Source organism: Streptomyces luteosporeus, assembly GCF_039532865.1.
GTDB classification, from domain to species: domain Bacteria; phylum Actinomycetota; class Actinomycetes; order Streptomycetales; family Streptomycetaceae; genus Streptomyces; species Streptomyces luteosporeus.
Window position 1 is genome coordinate 159,553 of the sequence record NZ_BAAASL010000013.1, and the last position, 14,914, is coordinate 174,466.

The window sequence follows — 14,914 nt, forward strand, 5'->3', positions numbered from 1 at the left end:
CCCGACCCGAGGAGAACCCATGTACAGCTCAGACCTCGCCGAGGTCTACGAGATGGTGTACCGCAGCCGGGGCAAGGACTGGGCTGCGGAGGCCGAGCAGATCGCGGCACTGGCCCGCCGGCTTGCACCTGCCGCCGACTCGCTGCTCGACGTGGCGTGCGGTACCGGCGCCCACCTCGGCCCGTTCGCCAGGATCTTCTCCACTGCGGAGGGCCTGGAGATCGCCGCACCCATGCGCGAGCTGGCCGCCCGCCGGTGGCCGGAGCTGACCGTGCACGAGGGGGACATGCGCAAGTTCGACCTCGGGCGTCGCTACGACGTGGTCACCTGCATGTTCTGCGCGATCGGCTACCTCGGCAGCGTGCCCGACATGCGCTCGGCCGTTGCCGCCATGGCACGCCACCTCAACCCTTCCGGCGTGCTGGTCGTCGAACCCTGGTGGTTCCCCGAGCAGTTCACCGAGGGCCACGTCGCCGGCGATCTCGCCCGCGAGGGCGACCGGACGGTGGCGCGGATCTCCCACTCCACCCTTCAGGGCCGTGCGACCCGCATGGAGGTGCAGTTCCTGGTCGGCGAGCCCGGCGGAATCCGGCGGTTCACCGAGATCGACGTCCTGACCCTGTTCACACGCGAGGAGTACGAGCAGGCCTTCACCGATGCCGGGTGCTCGGTGGAGTACCGGCCCGGCCCGCCGACCGGCCGTGGCCTGTTCGTCGGCATCAAGTCCGGGCCGGAGGTGACCGGCCGGTGACCACCTTCGTCTGGGACTACCTGCCGGAATACCACGCCGAGCGCGAGGACATCCTCGAAGCCGTCGACACCGTCTTCCAGTCCGGGCAACTCGTCCTGGGCGAGAGCGTCTCGCGGTTCGAGCGGGCATTCGCCGACCACCACGGCCTGGCGCACTGCGTGGGCGTCGACAACGGGACCAACGCCCTGGTGCTCGGCCTGGAGGCGCTCGGCGTGCGGCCCGGCGACGAGGTGATCACCGTGTCGAACACGGCGGCGCCGACGGTGCTGGCCATCCACGCGGCGGGCGCGGTGCCGGTCTTCGTGGACGTCCGCGAAGAGGACTTCCTGATGCGCACCGATCAGCTCGCCGCCGCCGTCACCGAGCGGACCACCGCCGTCGTCCCGGTGCACCTGTACGGCCAGTGCGTCGACATGGAGCCGGTGCTGGCCCTGGCCCGGGAGCGCGGCCTGAAGGTCCTGGAGGACTGCGCGCAGGCGCACGGCGCCCGCCACCACGGCCGGCTCGCCGGCACCATGGGCGATGCCGCGGCCTTCTCCTTCTACCCGACCAAGGTGCTCGGCGCCTACGGCGACGGTGGCGCCGTGCTGACCGACGACGACGCAACCGCGGCTGCCCTGCGCCGGCTGCGCTACTACGGCATGGAGGAGAGGTACTACGTTGTCAGCACCCCGGGCCACAACAGCCGGCTGGACGAGGTCCAGGCCGAGATACTCCGCCGCAAGCTCCGCCGGCTGGGCGCCTACATCGAGGGCCGGCGGGCGGTGGCGCGACGCTACGCGGAGGGGTTGGCCGGCACCGGGCTGGTCCTTCCCACGAACGCGGTGGGAAACGATCACGTCCACTACGTCTACGTGGTCCGTCACCCGCAGCGGGACACCGTCATCGAACGGCTCCGGGCGTACGGCATCGAGCTGAACATCAGCTACCCCTGGCCGGTGCACACCATGACGGGCTTTGCGCACCTGGGCTACCGCGAGGGCGACCTGCCGGTCACCGAGCGGCTGGCGAAGGAGATCTTCTCCCTGCCCATGTACCCCTCGCTGCCGCAGCACGTCCAGGAGAAGGTCATCGAAGCGCTGCGCGAGGTGCTCGCCGGGCTGTGACCCGGCGGCACTGCCGGTGTCCGACCGGGTGGGGAGCGGGACGTCCGTCCGCTCCCCACCGCGTCGTTCACGCGCCGTACAGGCTGTGCAGGCAGGCGACGAGGCTGCGCGCCTGGACGTTGACGTAGTGACTGTGCCGCAGCAGCCCGGCCAGCTGGTGCAGGGTCATCCAGCGGTACTCCGGGTGGTCCATGGGCACCTCCGCGGATGCCTCGACCACGAGGTAGCGGTTGTGGGCGCGGTGGAACCGGCCGCCCTCCTCCGAGAGGACCGTGTCGAACCGGATCCGCTCCGCCGGTGCGTCCAGCACCTCGGGCAGGAAGGGCGGCAGGGCCTGCGGGGGCAGGGCCCGGTAACTGCTGGGAATGCACTGGACGGTGGGCGCAAGTTCCACCACGTCGGCGAACCCCGCTTCCGCGCGCGCGTGCACCAGGACGTGCAGCACGCCCTCCACGGTGCGGGTGAGGAAGGCGACGACCCCACGGTCCGCCGGCTCGATCATGGGCTGGCACCAACTGCGCACCTCGCGGCCACGAGCGGAGACGCGCACGCCGATGACGTCGAAGAAGGCCCCGCTCTCGTGCGTGATCCGCTGCGGGGTGCGCTGCCAGGCAGGCAGGGCGGCGAGCGGGAGGCGGCGCGTGGCGACGTCCGTGGTGGTGCGCATCTCGGTGATCCAGCTCAAGATGTCGCGCATGTGGTGCACGGCAGGGGCCTGCGCCTCGCCGGAGCGACGCAGCGCGGCGGCGAAGCCGTCGCCGTCCCCCTTCCCGGGACGGTGGCTGCCGCCGGCACCGGTGAACGGCAGGCATGCCAGGACGGTCCGGGCGTCCATGTTCACCACGTCGTCGCGGGAGAGCAGCCGGTGTATCTGGCCGAGCGTCATCCAGCGGTACCCTTCGAGCACCTCGACCTCGTCCCGGGTCTCGATCACCACGTTCCGGTTGCGCTTGCGGTAGAACCACGCGCCCTGCTCGGACTGCCGTACGTCGGCCAGGACGCCGGGCCGGCGGTGGATGTCCTGGAAGTGCTCCAGGTAGGGGACCGACCCACCGCGGTGCGCCCGCGTGTAGTTGCTGCGGGTCGCCTGGACGGTGGGGGAGAGCTGCAGCCCGCCGGCATTGCCCGGTTCGGCCTTGGCCTGCATCAGGAAGTGCAGGACCCCCTCGATCCGCCTGGCCAGGATGCCGAGGATGCCGACCTCGGGCTGGTCGATGATCGGCTGCGTCCACAGCGGCACGGGCGTTCCGGGCCGGCCGACCTCCAGACCGTGCACCGTGAAGAAACGACCCGTGTGGTGGTGCAGGTCACCGGTGTCCGGATCGGTGACCCAGCCGTCCAGCTCGTCGAGCGGCACACGCTCGACCTGCGTGTAGCACTGCCGCCCGTAGGCCGCGAACCAGGCGTCGAACGCGGCGAGGCCGCCGCGCAGCCCGTCACGATGGGCGGCCGACTCGGCGATGCGCTGCTGGTCCTGCAGGGCGAGGGCGTCATTCATGTCTGCTCCCGGTGCGAGGCGGTGCCGGCGGCCGCGTCCCACATCGCCCGCAGCGAGTCGCGGAGCGGGATCCGTGGGCGCCAGCCGAGGGTCCGGGCGGCCAGCCGGATGTCCGCGCAGGTCCAGCTGCCGCCCTTGCTGGGCACATCGGCAACCTTCAGCCGTGCCGCTTCCGGCCCCGCGCCGGCGGCGTCGAGGAGGTGGCCGACCAGGTCGCGCACCGGCACGGCCTCCCCCCGGCCGAGGTTGACGACCCGGGCGGGATCGGGGACGCGCACCGCGGCGAGTGCGGCCCGGGCCAGGTCCCGTACGTCCATGAAGTCCCGGCGGGCCTCGGCCACGTCGAAGGAGAGCACCTCACCCGGCGGCCGGTTGCGCAGCCGGGTCAGGACCGCCCCCAGAAAGCTCGCCGGCGTGGTGTGCGGACCGCACACGTTCACCGCCCGCAGCACCACGCCGTCGACGCGGCCCGCCTCCGTCGCGGCCAGCAGGCGCCGGGAGCCGGCCAGCTTGGTACGGCCGTACGGCGTCACGGGGGCCGGTGCCCATCCCTCGTCGATGCGCGTTCCCTCCGGCACCGGGCCGTACTCGTGGATCGACCCCATGTGCACCACGCGCATCCGCCGGCCGGCCAGCGCGCACCCCGCGACCAGTCGGTCGACCAGATCGACGTGGGCGTACGTCATCTCCTGCTCGGTGGTGTCCCAGCCTCCCGTGGCGTTGACCACCGCCACCACCTGGTGGTGGTCGAGGAGTTCGGCGATCCGGCCGGGCGCGGCGGCCGCCACGTCCAGCGGAACGAAGTCGTCGGCCACCGGGTGCGGGGCGGGGCGCCGGGCCACTGCGAGCACCTCGTGCCCGGCGGCCCGCAGCACGTCGCACACGCTGCGTCCGACGCACCCGGTGGCACCCAGTACGGCCACGGTTCCGGTGCGCTCCGTGATCGTGGTCATGGTGGTCAGCAGCTCGCACCCTGGCCGGACGACTGCCACAGCAGCTCCTCCAGGCGCACCGACTCGGCGTACTCCGGCAGCAGGCCGTCGGCCTGTGCCTTCGCCAGTGTGGGGGCCGTGCGGTCGCGCTCGGACTGCACCACGTCCAGGCCCCGTGGCACCTCCAGCCCCAGGTCGGGGTCGAAGACGTCGATGGCCAGCTCGTTCTCCGCCACGTACGCCCCGGTCAGGAGGTAGGACATCACGGTGTCGTCCTCCAGCGCGACGAAGGCGTGCCCGACGCCGACCGGGAAGTAGGAGGCGCGGAAGTGCACCTGGTCCATCAGCACCGCGTCCCACCGGCCGAACGTGGGGGAGCCGGTACGGATGTCGACCACGATGTCGATCGCCCTGCCCCGGGCGCAGTGGACGTACTTGGCGGTGCCCGGTGGGGTGACGGTGAAGTGCACCCCGCGGACGGTGCCCCGCCGTGACCGGCTGTGGTTGGTCTGGGCGACGGGGAAGTGCGACCGCCCCAGCGCCTGCCGGAAGGCCTCCTGCTGGAAGGGCGAGACGAACAGTCCTCGGTGGTCGTCGAAGCGGCGCGGGGTGAACTCGTACGCACCCTCGACCTTGAGCCTGCGGAACTGCATCAGTGGGTTCACCGTCCGGAGCTAGTGGGGACGCCGGGAGACGACCGGCGAACGGTAGGGCGAGAGGTCAGCGGCGCCGGTACTCCACGGCCAGCCGCTCCAGCGTCGGCACGACCTGCGCCGGCGCCGGCGCCGCGAGCGCCTCGCGCCGCAGGACGGCGGCGTTCGCGGCGAAGACCGGCTCGTCGAGCAGGCGCACCAGCAGCGCACGCAGCCCCTCGGCGCTGAGCTTCCCCGGGACGTACAAACCGGCCCGGCGTTCCTCCAGGTAGCGGGACTTGTTGATGGTGTCCCACACGCCGTCGACCACGATCAGCTGGGGCACCCCGTGCACCATCGCCGTGCCGAAGCTGCCCGAGCCGCCGTGGTGGATGACCGCCGAACAACTGGGCAGCAGCGCGTCCAGCGGAACGAAGTCGACGGCGCGCACGTTGTCGGGCAGGGTGTCGAAGTCCTTGAGCTGGTTCTCGTTGAGCGTGGCGACCACCTCCACGTCGTCGAGCCCGGCGACGGCCTCCAGCAGATCGCCGATCGAGGCCCGGTCGCTGCCCAGCACCTCCCGGTGCGCCACGCCCAGGGTGATGCAGACACGGCGGCCGGCCGGCGGCTTCGCGAGCCAGTCGGGCACCCGGGACTGGCCGTTGTACGGCACGTAGCGCATGGGGACGTAGTGCAGGTCGACGGGCAGCCGCAGGGACTCCGGCAGCGGGGTGACGGTGAAGTCACCGGTCACGGCCGCCTCGTCGAAGGCGGCGCCATGACGCTCCAGGCTCCACGTGAGCCACTCGCGCAAGGGGTCGTCGCGCAGTGCCGGCGGGCGTTCGCCCAGCTGCCTCAGGAACGTCTGCCGCATGTGCCCGGCCAGGTCCATGCCGAACAGCAGCCGGCCCTGGGCGCAGCCGGTGGCGAAGGCGGCGACCGCCCCGGCGAAGGTCATGGTGTCCCACAGCACGAGATCCGGCTTCCAGGACCGGCAGTGGTCCACGAGTTCGTCGACCATGCGGTCCGAGCAGCAGTTCTGGAACACCACGGACGTCATCGCGGTGAACACCCCGAGCGTGTAGTCCCAGGTCAGGCGCTCCGGGCGGGTTTCGCTCATGTCCAGGCCGACCTGCGCCTGGCTCTCCAGCTGGTCGACGTCCTGGCCGATGTTCTCCTGGGTCTCCTGCATCTGCTCGTCCAGGTGCAGTTCCTCCCCGACGCCGACCGCGGTCAGCCCGGTGCGGGTGATCTCCTCGGCCAGGTCGGGGTGGCTGGCGATCCGCACGTCGTGGCCGGCCGCCCGCAGGGCCCAGGCCAGCGTCACCTGCGCGTGCATGTGCGACTTGGCGGCAAAGGTGGTGAAGAGTACCCGCATCTCAGCCCCATTCGGCGAAGGACCCGTCATGATCTGCTCCCACCCTCGGGCCGTCACCTCGTACCCGGGTCGAGAGCGGTTGCAGAGGCGCTCGACCGCCGGGTGCGCGGCCGGCCCCTGCCGACCGGAGGGCAGCAGGTCATGTACTACCGTTTCGATGTCGGACCAATGGCCTGCCGCATCGCGGCACAGGGGCCGGTGAAGCCGGGACACTCAGTAGGGAGACGATGTCAGCCACGCGATTGCTGGTTCTCGGAGTCGTGCGGATGCACGGCCGGGCCCACGGCTACCTGGTCCGGTCGGAGCTGCTGTCCTGGGGCGCCGACGAATGGGCGCACATCAAGTTCGGCTCCATTTACCACGCCCTGCGCCAGCTGGCCAAGGAAGGGCTGCTGCACTCGACGGACATCCCGGAGTGGCCCGGCCGCGTCGACTACGAGATGGCACCGCCCGGCGAGGAGGAGTTCTTCCGCCTGTTGAAGGACGCCTTGCGGCACGGCAACAACCGCTCCGACATGCTGGGCGCGGCACTGGTGCTGCTGCCCGCCCTGCCGCGCCAGGAAGCGGTCGCACTGCTGCGCGAGCGGATCGCCTCGCTCTCCGTCGAACAGGAGGAGCTGGTCAGCCGGGTCGACGAGGCGGCGGGCGAACGGCAGGAGCGCGCCCACATCCGTGAGCTGCTGGGCCTGTGGAAGCACAGCGCGGCCAGCCAGGCGGCATGGACCCAGGAGCTGATCGACCGGCTGGAGGCCGGGGCGTACCAGATGGCGGGCGAGACACGGCAGCCGGGCTGACCGTCCACCCCGCGGACCGGCAGGTCCACTCGTCTTCTAGGCCACCACGAGGCGTGGGTCGCAGGGTTCAGTCTGACCTCGGCGCACGCCGCCGCCCGGCTTCCGGACGATGAGGAGACCGCTGCCATGTCAGCTGAGCAGCCCGCCGTCGGCACCAGCGGCCCGGCCACCTTCGTCAACAGGTTCACCCTCCGCACGTCCCCGGAGGACTTCGAGCGGATATTCGCCCGCACGGCACGGTTCATGAAGGACCGGCCCGGGTTCCTCGGCCACACCCTGGTGCGCCATCTGGACGACCCGCACAACTATGTCAACATCGCGCGCTGGGCGGACGTCGAGTCCTTTCGCGCGGCGGTGGCGCACCCGGAGTTCCGGCCGCACGCCGAGGCGTTGCGCGCGGTCAGCACCAGCGCGTCGGATCTGTATCTCGACAGGATGAGCATCGCGGGGGAGCACACATGACACGACGTGTCGTGATCACCGGTATCGGCGTCGTCGCGCCGGGCGGCATCGGCACCAAGCAATTCTGGGAGACCATCACCGAAGGCCGCACCGCCACCCGTACGATCACCCTCTTCGACCCTGCCCCCTTCCGGTCGCGGATCGCGGCCGAGTGCGACTTCGACGCCGCCGAGGCCGGCATCGGCGGCCCGGACGCGGCCCGGCTGGACCGGGCCGCACAGTTCGCCCTGGTGGCGCTGCGCGAGGCCCTGGCCGACAGTGCCCTGCCGGCGCACCCGGGCACGGCCCACCGCACCGGCGTCAGCCTGGGCAGCGCCGTGGGCTGCACCCGGAAGCTGGAGGAGGAGTACGTGGCCGTCAGCGACCGGGGGCGGCAGTGGCTGGTGGACCACACCGCCGCCGGCCCCCACCTGTACGACCACTTCGTGCCGAGCTCCATGGCGGCCGAACTGGCCTGGGAAGCCGGTGCCGAAGGCCCCTGCACCGTCGTCTCGGCCGGTTGCACCTCGGGCCTCGACGCGGTCGGCCACGCCGCCGCCCTGATCCGCGAGGGCACCGCGGACGTCATGATCGCTGGAGCCACCGACGCACCGATCTCCCCGATCACGGTGGCCTGCTTCGACGCCATCAAGGCCACCTCGCCGCGCAACGACGATCCCGCGACCGCCCTGCGGCCCTTCGACCGCACGCGCAACGGTTTCGTTCTCGGGGAAGGGGCCGCGATCCTGGTGCTGGAGGAGCTCACGGCGGCCCGACGCCGTGGGGCGCACCTCCACGCCGAGATCACCGGCTACGCCGTGCGCAGCAATGCCTACCACATGACCGGGCTGCGCCCCGACGGGCGGGAGATGGCCGCGGCCGTCGGGGCGGCCCTCGCCGAGGCGCGCCTTGCGCCGCAGGACGTCGCGTACGTCAACGCCCACGGCACGGCCACCCGCCAGAACGACGTCCACGAGACGGCCGCCCTCAAGCGCAGCCTGGGCGCGCACGCCCACGCGGTGCCGGTCAGCTCGATCAAGTCGATGATCGGCCACTCGCTGGGTGCGATCGGCGCCATCGAGATCGCCGCCACCGCGCTGGCCATCGAGCACGGCGTGGTGCCCCCGACGGCGAACCTGACCGACCCGGACCCCGAACTCGACCTCGACTACGTGCCGTTGACCGCACGCCAGCAGGACGTGCCGACGGCGCTGACCGTGGGCAGCGGCTTCGGCGGGTTCCAGAGCGCGATGGTCCTGCGCCGGCCCGAGGGGCGGGCCGCATGAGCACGGTCGCCGTCACGGGCATGGGCGTCGTGGCCCCCACCGGCGTGGGGCGCGAGGCGTACTGGTCCTCGACGCTGCGGGGCGAGGACGCCATCCGCCGCATCCGCTCCTTCGACCCCACCCACTATCCCACCCAACGCGCCGGCGAGGTGAGCGGATTCTCCGCCGCCGGGCACCTGCCGGGGCGGCTGCTGCCCCAGACCGACCGCATGACGCAGTTCGCCCTGGCGGCCGCCGACTGGGCGGTCGCCGACTGCGGGGTGGACATGAGTACCGTACCCGTGCTGGAGCGCGGCGTGGTGACGGCCAGCGCCTCCGGCGGTTTCGCCTTCGGACAGCGGGAGTTGCAGCACCTGTGGGGCGAGGGCCCCAAGAGCGTCAGTGCCTACATGTCCTTCGCCTGGTTCTACGCGGTCAACACCGGGCAGGTCTCGATCCGGCACGCCATGAGCGGCCCCACCGGAGTGTTCGTCTCCGAGCAGGCCGGCGGCCTCGATGCGGTGGCCCACGCCCGGCGCCTGGTGCGCAGCGGAGTCCGGCTGGTGCTCACCGGGGGAACGGACTCCTCCCTGTGCCCCTACGGCATGGCGGCCCAGATCAGCAGCGGGCGCCTGAGCAGCGGTGCCTATCGTCCCTTCGACCGCCGGGCCGACGGCCACCTGCCCGGCGAGGGCGGGGCGATGCTGGTGCTGGAGGACGAGGAGCGGGCCCGGAGCGAGGGGCGGCGCAGCTACGGGGAGATCGCCGGCTTCGCCGCGACCTTCGACCCGCCACCCGCCTCCGGCCGGCCCCCGAACCTGGGTCGTGCCGTCGAGCTGGCGCTGGCCGACGCCGGCGCGGAACCGGGCGACATCGGTGCGGTGTTCGCCGACGGGGCCGCGGTGGAACACCTGGACCGGGCCGAAGCGCAGGCTCTCGCCCACGTCTTCGGGGAGCGGGGGGTGCCGGTCACCGTACCCAAGACGGCGACCGGCCGGCTGTACTCCGGGGCCGGCCCGCTGGACCTGGTCGCCGCGCTGCTGGCCCTGCGCGATGCCCTGGTGCCGCCGACAGTGAACGTGGCGCAGGTGCCCGAGGAGTACGGGCTGGACCTCGTGGTGGACCGGCCGCGGCCGCTGACCGGAACAGCGGTGCTCGTCCTGGCCCGCGGGTTCCGCGGTTTCAACAGTGCCATGGTGGTCCGCGCGCCCGGCACGGGCCGCGGACGGGCCGGAGGGGGGACAGGGTGAACGACGGGGAACTGTACATCGCGGCCACCGGAACCTGGCTGCCACCGGTGGAGAGCGTCGCCGAGGCGGTCGCCGACGGCCGCTGCGACCCCGCCGTCGCGCGGGCCGCGCAGGTCGAGTCGGTGACCGTCTCCCGCAGTGAGCCGGCGCCGGAGATGGCGGCCCGGGCCGGCCGCACCGCGCTGGCACGGGCAGGTGCCGGCCCGGGCGACATCGACCTGTTGCTGCATGCCAGCTTCTTCTACCAGGGTTTCGACCTGTGGGCGCCGGCCTCGTACATCCAGCGGGTGACGCTCGGCAACCAGTGCCCGGCGATGGAGGTCCGGCAGGTCTCCAACGGGGGGATGGCGGCACTCGACCTGGCGTGGGCCTATCTGCACGCGGACAGCGGCCGTTCGGCCGCCCTGATCACCACCGGGGACCGGTTCTGCGAGCCCCGCTTCGACCGGTGGCGCAGCGACCCCGGCACCGTCTACGGCGACGGCGGCACCGCGCTCGTGGTCTCCCGGCACGACGGCTTCGCCAGGGTGCGCAGCCTGGCATCGGTCTCGGCGCCCGACCTGGAGGGCATGCACCGGGGGGACGACCCCTTCGGCACCGGACCCTTCGGCCACCGTACGGTGGTCGACCTGGAGGCGCACAAGCAGGACTTCCTCGCCCGCAACGACCTGTCGCCGACCGTCGCCAGGGTGGCCGCCGCCCAGGAAGGGGTGATCAAACAGGCGCTCGCCGACGCCGGCTCGACCCTGGAGGACATCGACTGGTTCGTTCTTCCGCACCTGGGACGCCGCCGGCTGCAGGTGACCTACTTCGCCCGGTTCGGCATCGACCCGGCCCGCAGCACCTGGCAGTGGAGCCGCGGGATCGGACACTTGGGCGCCGGGGACCCCTTTGCCGGGCTCGACCACCTGGCCACCACCGGAGCCCTGACCCCGGGTGACACATGCCTGCTGGTCAGTGTCGGAGCCGGATTCAGCTGGTCGTGCGCCGTGGTGGACGTACGGCAGCAGCCCACCTGGAGGGCGGTACCAGCGGCATGACGCACGACACGGTCCGGGGGAATCCCGGGCGCCCGGTCGCCCTGCTCCTGCCGGGCCAGGGGTCGCAGCACGTGCGGATGGCCGCCGGCCTCGCCGGAGCCGAGCCCGTGTTCGACCGGGCGATGGGCGAGGCCCTGGCTGCCCTGGGCGAATCCGGTGCAGGGCTGCGCAGTGCCTGGCTGCACGAGGACCGGCCCTCGGTGATCGACCACGTGACCCACTCCCAGCCGCTGCTGTTCGCCTTGGACTACGCGCTCGGAAAACTGGTGCTCAGCTGGGGCGTACGGCCGGTGGCACTGCTCGGCCACAGCATCGGCGAGGTCGCGGCGGCAGTCCTGGCAGGGGTGTTCACCCTCGCCGATGCCGCGGCCATGGTCCACGACCGCGTCGGCCGGCTGGCCGCCGCGCCGCCGGGCGGCATGGTGGCCGTCGCCGCCTCGCCGCAGGAGGTGGCACCGTTCCTCGGCGACGGTGTGGTCGTCGGTGCCGTCAACGCACCGCGCCAGACCGTCCTGGCCGGCCCGGACGGCCCGCTGCGCGCGGCCGCCGACGCCCTGCGCGGGGCCGGGTTCATTGCCCGCCCCGTCGCGGCCACGACCGCCTTCCACAGTCCCGTGCTGGCCCCGGCTCTGCGGGGGGCGGCCGAGGCCATCGCAGCCCTGCCCGTCGCCGCGCCGCGCATCCCGGTCGTCTCCGGATACACCGGCCGGCGGCTGAGCCTGCAGGAGGCGGCCGAACCGGACTTCTGGGCCCGGCAGCCGATGGCCCCCGTGATGTTCTGGCCGGCCCTGGAGTTCCTGCTCGCCGAGGACCTCCTGCTCATCGAGGCCGGCCCGGGCCAAGGGCTCGCCCAGCTGGCCCGGCGCCACCCCGCCGTGCGCTCCGGGCGCAGCGCGGTGCTCGCACTCCTGCCGCCGGGGCCCGGCCCGGGCGATGCGGACCGGGCCGCCGTGCGTGCGGCAGCGGCCGTGCTGGGCCGGCCCGTCGCCGTGTAGCCCGCGTCGAGTCGGGCTGTAGGCAGCCCGCCTAGCGTCGTCCGTGGCGTTCGGGCCCGGTGGTCCGCCGCCACCGGTTCCCGCCGCAGCGGCCGCCCCCTGGGACGATGCCGCGCCCTTCGGCCACCGAGGGCCGCCCCGACGCGGTCCGGCACATCCATCCGCTCGCAGCCGGCCGCAGCCCCGGTCGTACGTCCAGCCGTACCTCCCGGCGCACCCGGCCACCCCACTACCACAGGACGGTGTCATGCTGACGGAGCAGACGAACAGTGAGCTGGGTCGGCACCTGCTGACCATCCGCGGAGTCCAGTTCATCTTCGGCGCGCAGGGCGACCCGTTCGCGCTGCTGCTGCGCGCAGGGGACGACGACCCGCTCGCGCACGGAGAACGGGCCCGCGAACTGGGCCTGCACCGCAGCAGCATCGGCGCGTGGGTCACCGCGAGCCGCGAGGTGGGCGCGCGGATCCTCGGCGACCACCGGTTCTCCGCCCGGCACGAGGGCCAGGGGCCGCAGCACCACCCCGGCGTCGACGTCTGGGAGAACCCGCAGCTGTGCCACGTCGTACCGCTCGACGACGCCTTCCTCAACCTCGACCCCGCCGAGTACGACCGGCTGGCCGCCGTGGCGGCGCCGTTGCTCGGCACCGAGGCCGTCGAGTCCCGCAGGGGCGAGGCCGAGAAAGCCCACCGCGAGGTCCTCGAGGGCGTCGGCGACGAGTTCGACCTCTACCACGACTTCGCCGTGCCCGCTGTGACCCGGTCCGTCGCGGACCTGCTGGGCATCCCCGACGACCGGCGCGCACTGCTGTCCCGGCTGCACACCGACCTCGCCCCGGCTCTGGACGCGGGGAACTGCCCCCAGCAGCTGCCCGTCACCCGCGCACTGCTCTCGGCGGTGGGCGAACTGCGGGCGGAGCTCGAGTCGCTCACGCGCTCCGGGGCGGCGGCCGGCCTCGCCGGGCTGCCGCGCCCGGATGCGGTCGCCGCCGGCGTCCTCGCCGTCGTCGTGGGCATCGAGGCGAGCGCCACCGCCCTGTGCAACGCCGTCGAGACCCTGCTCGACCACCCGGCCCACTGGGAGCGGCTGCACCGGGACCCCGGTCTCGTGGACGCCACCGCCCACGAATGCCTGCGCTTCGCACCGCCGCTGCACTTCGAAAGCCGTATCGCGCGCGAGGAGACCGAGCTGGCCGGGCAGACGATCGAGGCGGGTGCGCGGGTGGTGGTGCTCCTGGACGCGGCCAACCGTGACCCGGAGGCCTTCACCGACCCCGGCACCTTCGACCCCCACCGCACCGACGGCGCCCGGCAGCTGTCCCTGCCGGGCGGCCCGGCGGACGCGGTGACCGGGGCGCTGGTGCGCAGCCAGATGCGGGCCGCGCTGGTCGCCCTCGCCGGAGCCCGGCCCGGGCTGCGCCGTACCGACCGCGTGCTGCGCCGGATGCGCTCGGCCCAGCTGCGCGGCGTCCTGCGGTTCCCCGTCGCATGAGGGCACCGGTCACCGACGTCAGGAAAGGAGGAGCGCCGTGCGGGTGCTGCTGACCGCCTTCGCGCAGGACTCCCACCTCAACGGCATCGTGCCCATGGCGTGGGCCCTGCGCACGGCCGGGCACGAGGTGCGCGTCGCCAGCCAGCCGGCCGCCGTGGAGTCGATCACGCGGGCCGGCCTGACCGCCGTGCCGGTGGGCGACGACCACCGCCTGGACGACGTCATCAGGTCCGTCGGTGAAGGCATGCTGGCCCACCACCTCGACCGGGACTACCTGGAGATGCGTCCCGAGGCGCTGAGCCTGGACTACTTGCGGGCGTCCAACGCCATCCTGACGGCAACGTTCTACTCGCAGATCAACAACGCGACGATGGTCGACGGTCTGGTCGACTACGCCCGGTTCTGGCGACCGGACCTCGTGCTGTGGGAGCCCTTCACGTTCGCCGGCGCGGTGGCCGCCAAGGCCGTCGGCGCCGCGCACGCCCGGCTGCTGTCGTTCCCCGACCTGTTCTCGCACGTGCACCTCACCCTACGGCGCAGGCAGGCCGCCCTGACCGAGCAACTGCGCGACGACCCGCTGGAGGAGTGGCTGGCCTGCACGCTGGACCACTACGGCCGTGCCTTCGACCCGGACGTCGTCACCGGGCAGTGGTCGATCGACCAGATGCCGCGCGGGGTCCGGCTGGAGCTCGGGCTGCCGACGGTGCCCATGCGCTACATCCCCCACAACGGACCCGCCCCGGCGGTGGTGCCCGAGTGGCTACGGGAGCCGCCCACCCGGCCACGGGTGTGCCTGACCCTCGGACTGACCGTCCGGGACACCGAGTTCCCCAACGCGATCGACCTCGGCGAACTGCTCGACTCGATCGCCGACCTGGACGCCGAGGTCGTCGCCACCCTGGGCGCCCGGGAACTGGAACAGGTGCCGAAGGTGCCGGACAACACCCGGGTCGTCGAACACCTGGCACTGCACGCCCTGCTGCCCAGCTGCTCGGCGATCGTGCACCACGGTGGCGCGGGCACGTGGGCGACGGCCGCGGCGCAGGGCGTGCCACAAGTGGCACTGGGCTGGATGTGGGACGCGATCTACCGGGCGAGACGGCTGGAGGAGATCGGCGCCGGGCTCCACCTGCACTCGGAGGACCTGACCGTGCAGACGTTGCGCGACAAGCTGCTGCGCGTCCTTCAGGAGTCGTCGTTCCGCAGCGGTGCCCGCCGCCTGCGGCGCGCCGTGCTGGCCGCACCCAGCCCCAACGAGGTCGTTCCCGCTGTCGAGAGGCTCACCGCACGGCACCGGGCCGCGCACGCGACCGGCCGGTGAAGCCGCCGGCCACCGGAAGGAG

Annotated in this window: 14 protein-coding genes; 10 read left to right on the forward strand and 4 right to left on the reverse strand. The window is 72.8% G+C overall.

Annotated features, from left to right (window positions below; genetic code table 11):
- Window positions 1-19: 19 nt before the first annotated feature.
- Both ABD361_RS18935 and ABD361_RS18940 read left to right on the forward strand, forming a co-directional pair.
- On the forward strand, window positions 20-751 hold the full coding sequence (locus ABD361_RS18935) for a class I SAM-dependent methyltransferase (RefSeq protein WP_344436591.1): 732 nt from the start codon (window positions 20-22) through the stop codon (window positions 749-751).
- Window positions 748-1,857 (forward strand): DegT/DnrJ/EryC1/StrS family aminotransferase, encoded by a 1,110-nt coding sequence (locus ABD361_RS18940; protein ID WP_344436592.1) that lies wholly within the window; start codon window positions 748-750, stop codon window positions 1,855-1,857. The genes ABD361_RS18935 and ABD361_RS18940 overlap by 4 nt, the downstream gene beginning before the upstream one ends.
- Before the next feature lie 67 nt (window positions 1,858-1,924).
- Here ABD361_RS18940 and ABD361_RS18945 read toward each other — a convergent pair whose 3' ends face one another.
- The 4 genes from ABD361_RS18945 to ABD361_RS18960 form a co-directional block, all read right to left on the reverse strand.
- Window positions 1,925-3,355, reverse strand: coding sequence for an NDP-hexose 2,3-dehydratase family protein (locus tag ABD361_RS18945; RefSeq protein ID WP_344436593.1), 1,431 nt, complete (start codon window positions 3,353-3,355; stop codon window positions 1,925-1,927).
- Window positions 3,352-4,347 carry an NAD-dependent epimerase/dehydratase family protein gene (locus tag ABD361_RS18950; RefSeq protein ID WP_344436594.1) on the reverse strand — a complete coding sequence of 332 codons (996 nt, stop codon included), beginning with the start codon at window positions 4,345-4,347 and terminating at the stop codon, window positions 3,352-3,354. Before ABD361_RS18950 ends, ABD361_RS18945 begins: the two co-directional genes overlap by 4 nt.
- The gene (locus tag ABD361_RS18955; RefSeq protein WP_344436595.1) at window positions 4,314-4,940 is read right to left on the reverse strand and encodes a dTDP-4-dehydrorhamnose 3,5-epimerase family protein; all 627 of its coding nucleotides are present in this window, start codon (window positions 4,938-4,940) and stop codon (window positions 4,314-4,316) included. The genes ABD361_RS18950 and ABD361_RS18955 overlap by 34 nt, the downstream gene beginning before the upstream one ends.
- A gap of 67 nt (window positions 4,941-5,007) precedes the next feature.
- On the reverse strand, window positions 5,008-6,297 hold the full coding sequence (locus tag ABD361_RS18960) for an activator-dependent family glycosyltransferase (RefSeq protein ID WP_344436596.1): 1,290 nt from the start codon (window positions 6,295-6,297) through the stop codon (window positions 5,008-5,010).
- A gap of 227 nt (window positions 6,298-6,524) precedes the next feature.
- Between ABD361_RS18960 and ABD361_RS18965 the strand changes: the two genes are divergently transcribed.
- The 8 genes from ABD361_RS18965 to ABD361_RS19000 all read left to right on the forward strand — a co-directional run bounded on the left by ABD361_RS18965 (window position 6,525) and on the right by ABD361_RS19000 (window position 14,892).
- A complete protein-coding gene (locus ABD361_RS18965; protein ID WP_344436597.1) occupies window positions 6,525-7,091 on the forward strand; it encodes a PadR family transcriptional regulator in 567 nt (188 codons plus the stop codon).
- Window positions 7,092-7,217: 126 nt separating this feature from the next.
- Window positions 7,218-7,553, forward strand: a complete 336-nt coding sequence (locus tag ABD361_RS18970) for an antibiotic biosynthesis monooxygenase family protein (protein WP_344436598.1) — start codon at window positions 7,218-7,220, stop codon at window positions 7,551-7,553.
- A complete protein-coding gene (locus ABD361_RS18975; protein WP_344436599.1) occupies window positions 7,550-8,818 on the forward strand; it encodes a beta-ketoacyl-[acyl-carrier-protein] synthase family protein in 1,269 nt (422 codons plus the stop codon). Before ABD361_RS18970 ends, ABD361_RS18975 begins: the two co-directional genes overlap by 4 nt.
- A complete protein-coding gene (locus ABD361_RS18980) occupies window positions 8,815-10,047 on the forward strand; it encodes a ketosynthase chain-length factor (protein ID WP_344436600.1) in 1,233 nt (410 codons plus the stop codon). The genes ABD361_RS18975 and ABD361_RS18980 overlap by 4 nt, the downstream gene beginning before the upstream one ends.
- Window positions 10,044-11,087, forward strand: coding sequence for a ketoacyl-ACP synthase III family protein (locus ABD361_RS18985; RefSeq protein ID WP_344436601.1), 1,044 nt, complete (start codon window positions 10,044-10,046; stop codon window positions 11,085-11,087). Before ABD361_RS18980 ends, ABD361_RS18985 begins: the two co-directional genes overlap by 4 nt.
- Complete coding sequence (locus ABD361_RS18990; RefSeq protein WP_344436602.1) at window positions 11,084-12,082, forward strand: acyltransferase domain-containing protein; 999 nt, start codon at window positions 11,084-11,086, stop codon at window positions 12,080-12,082. The genes ABD361_RS18985 and ABD361_RS18990 overlap by 4 nt, the downstream gene beginning before the upstream one ends.
- Window positions 12,083-12,329: 247 nt before the next feature.
- Window positions 12,330-13,571, forward strand: a complete 1,242-nt coding sequence (locus ABD361_RS18995; protein ID WP_344436603.1) for a cytochrome P450 family protein — start codon at window positions 12,330-12,332, stop codon at window positions 13,569-13,571.
- Window positions 13,572-13,608: 37 nt separating this feature from the next.
- Window positions 13,609-14,892, forward strand: a complete 1,284-nt coding sequence (locus ABD361_RS19000) for an activator-dependent family glycosyltransferase (RefSeq protein ID WP_344436604.1) — start codon at window positions 13,609-13,611, stop codon at window positions 14,890-14,892.
- Window positions 14,893-14,914 lie beyond the last annotated feature (22 nt).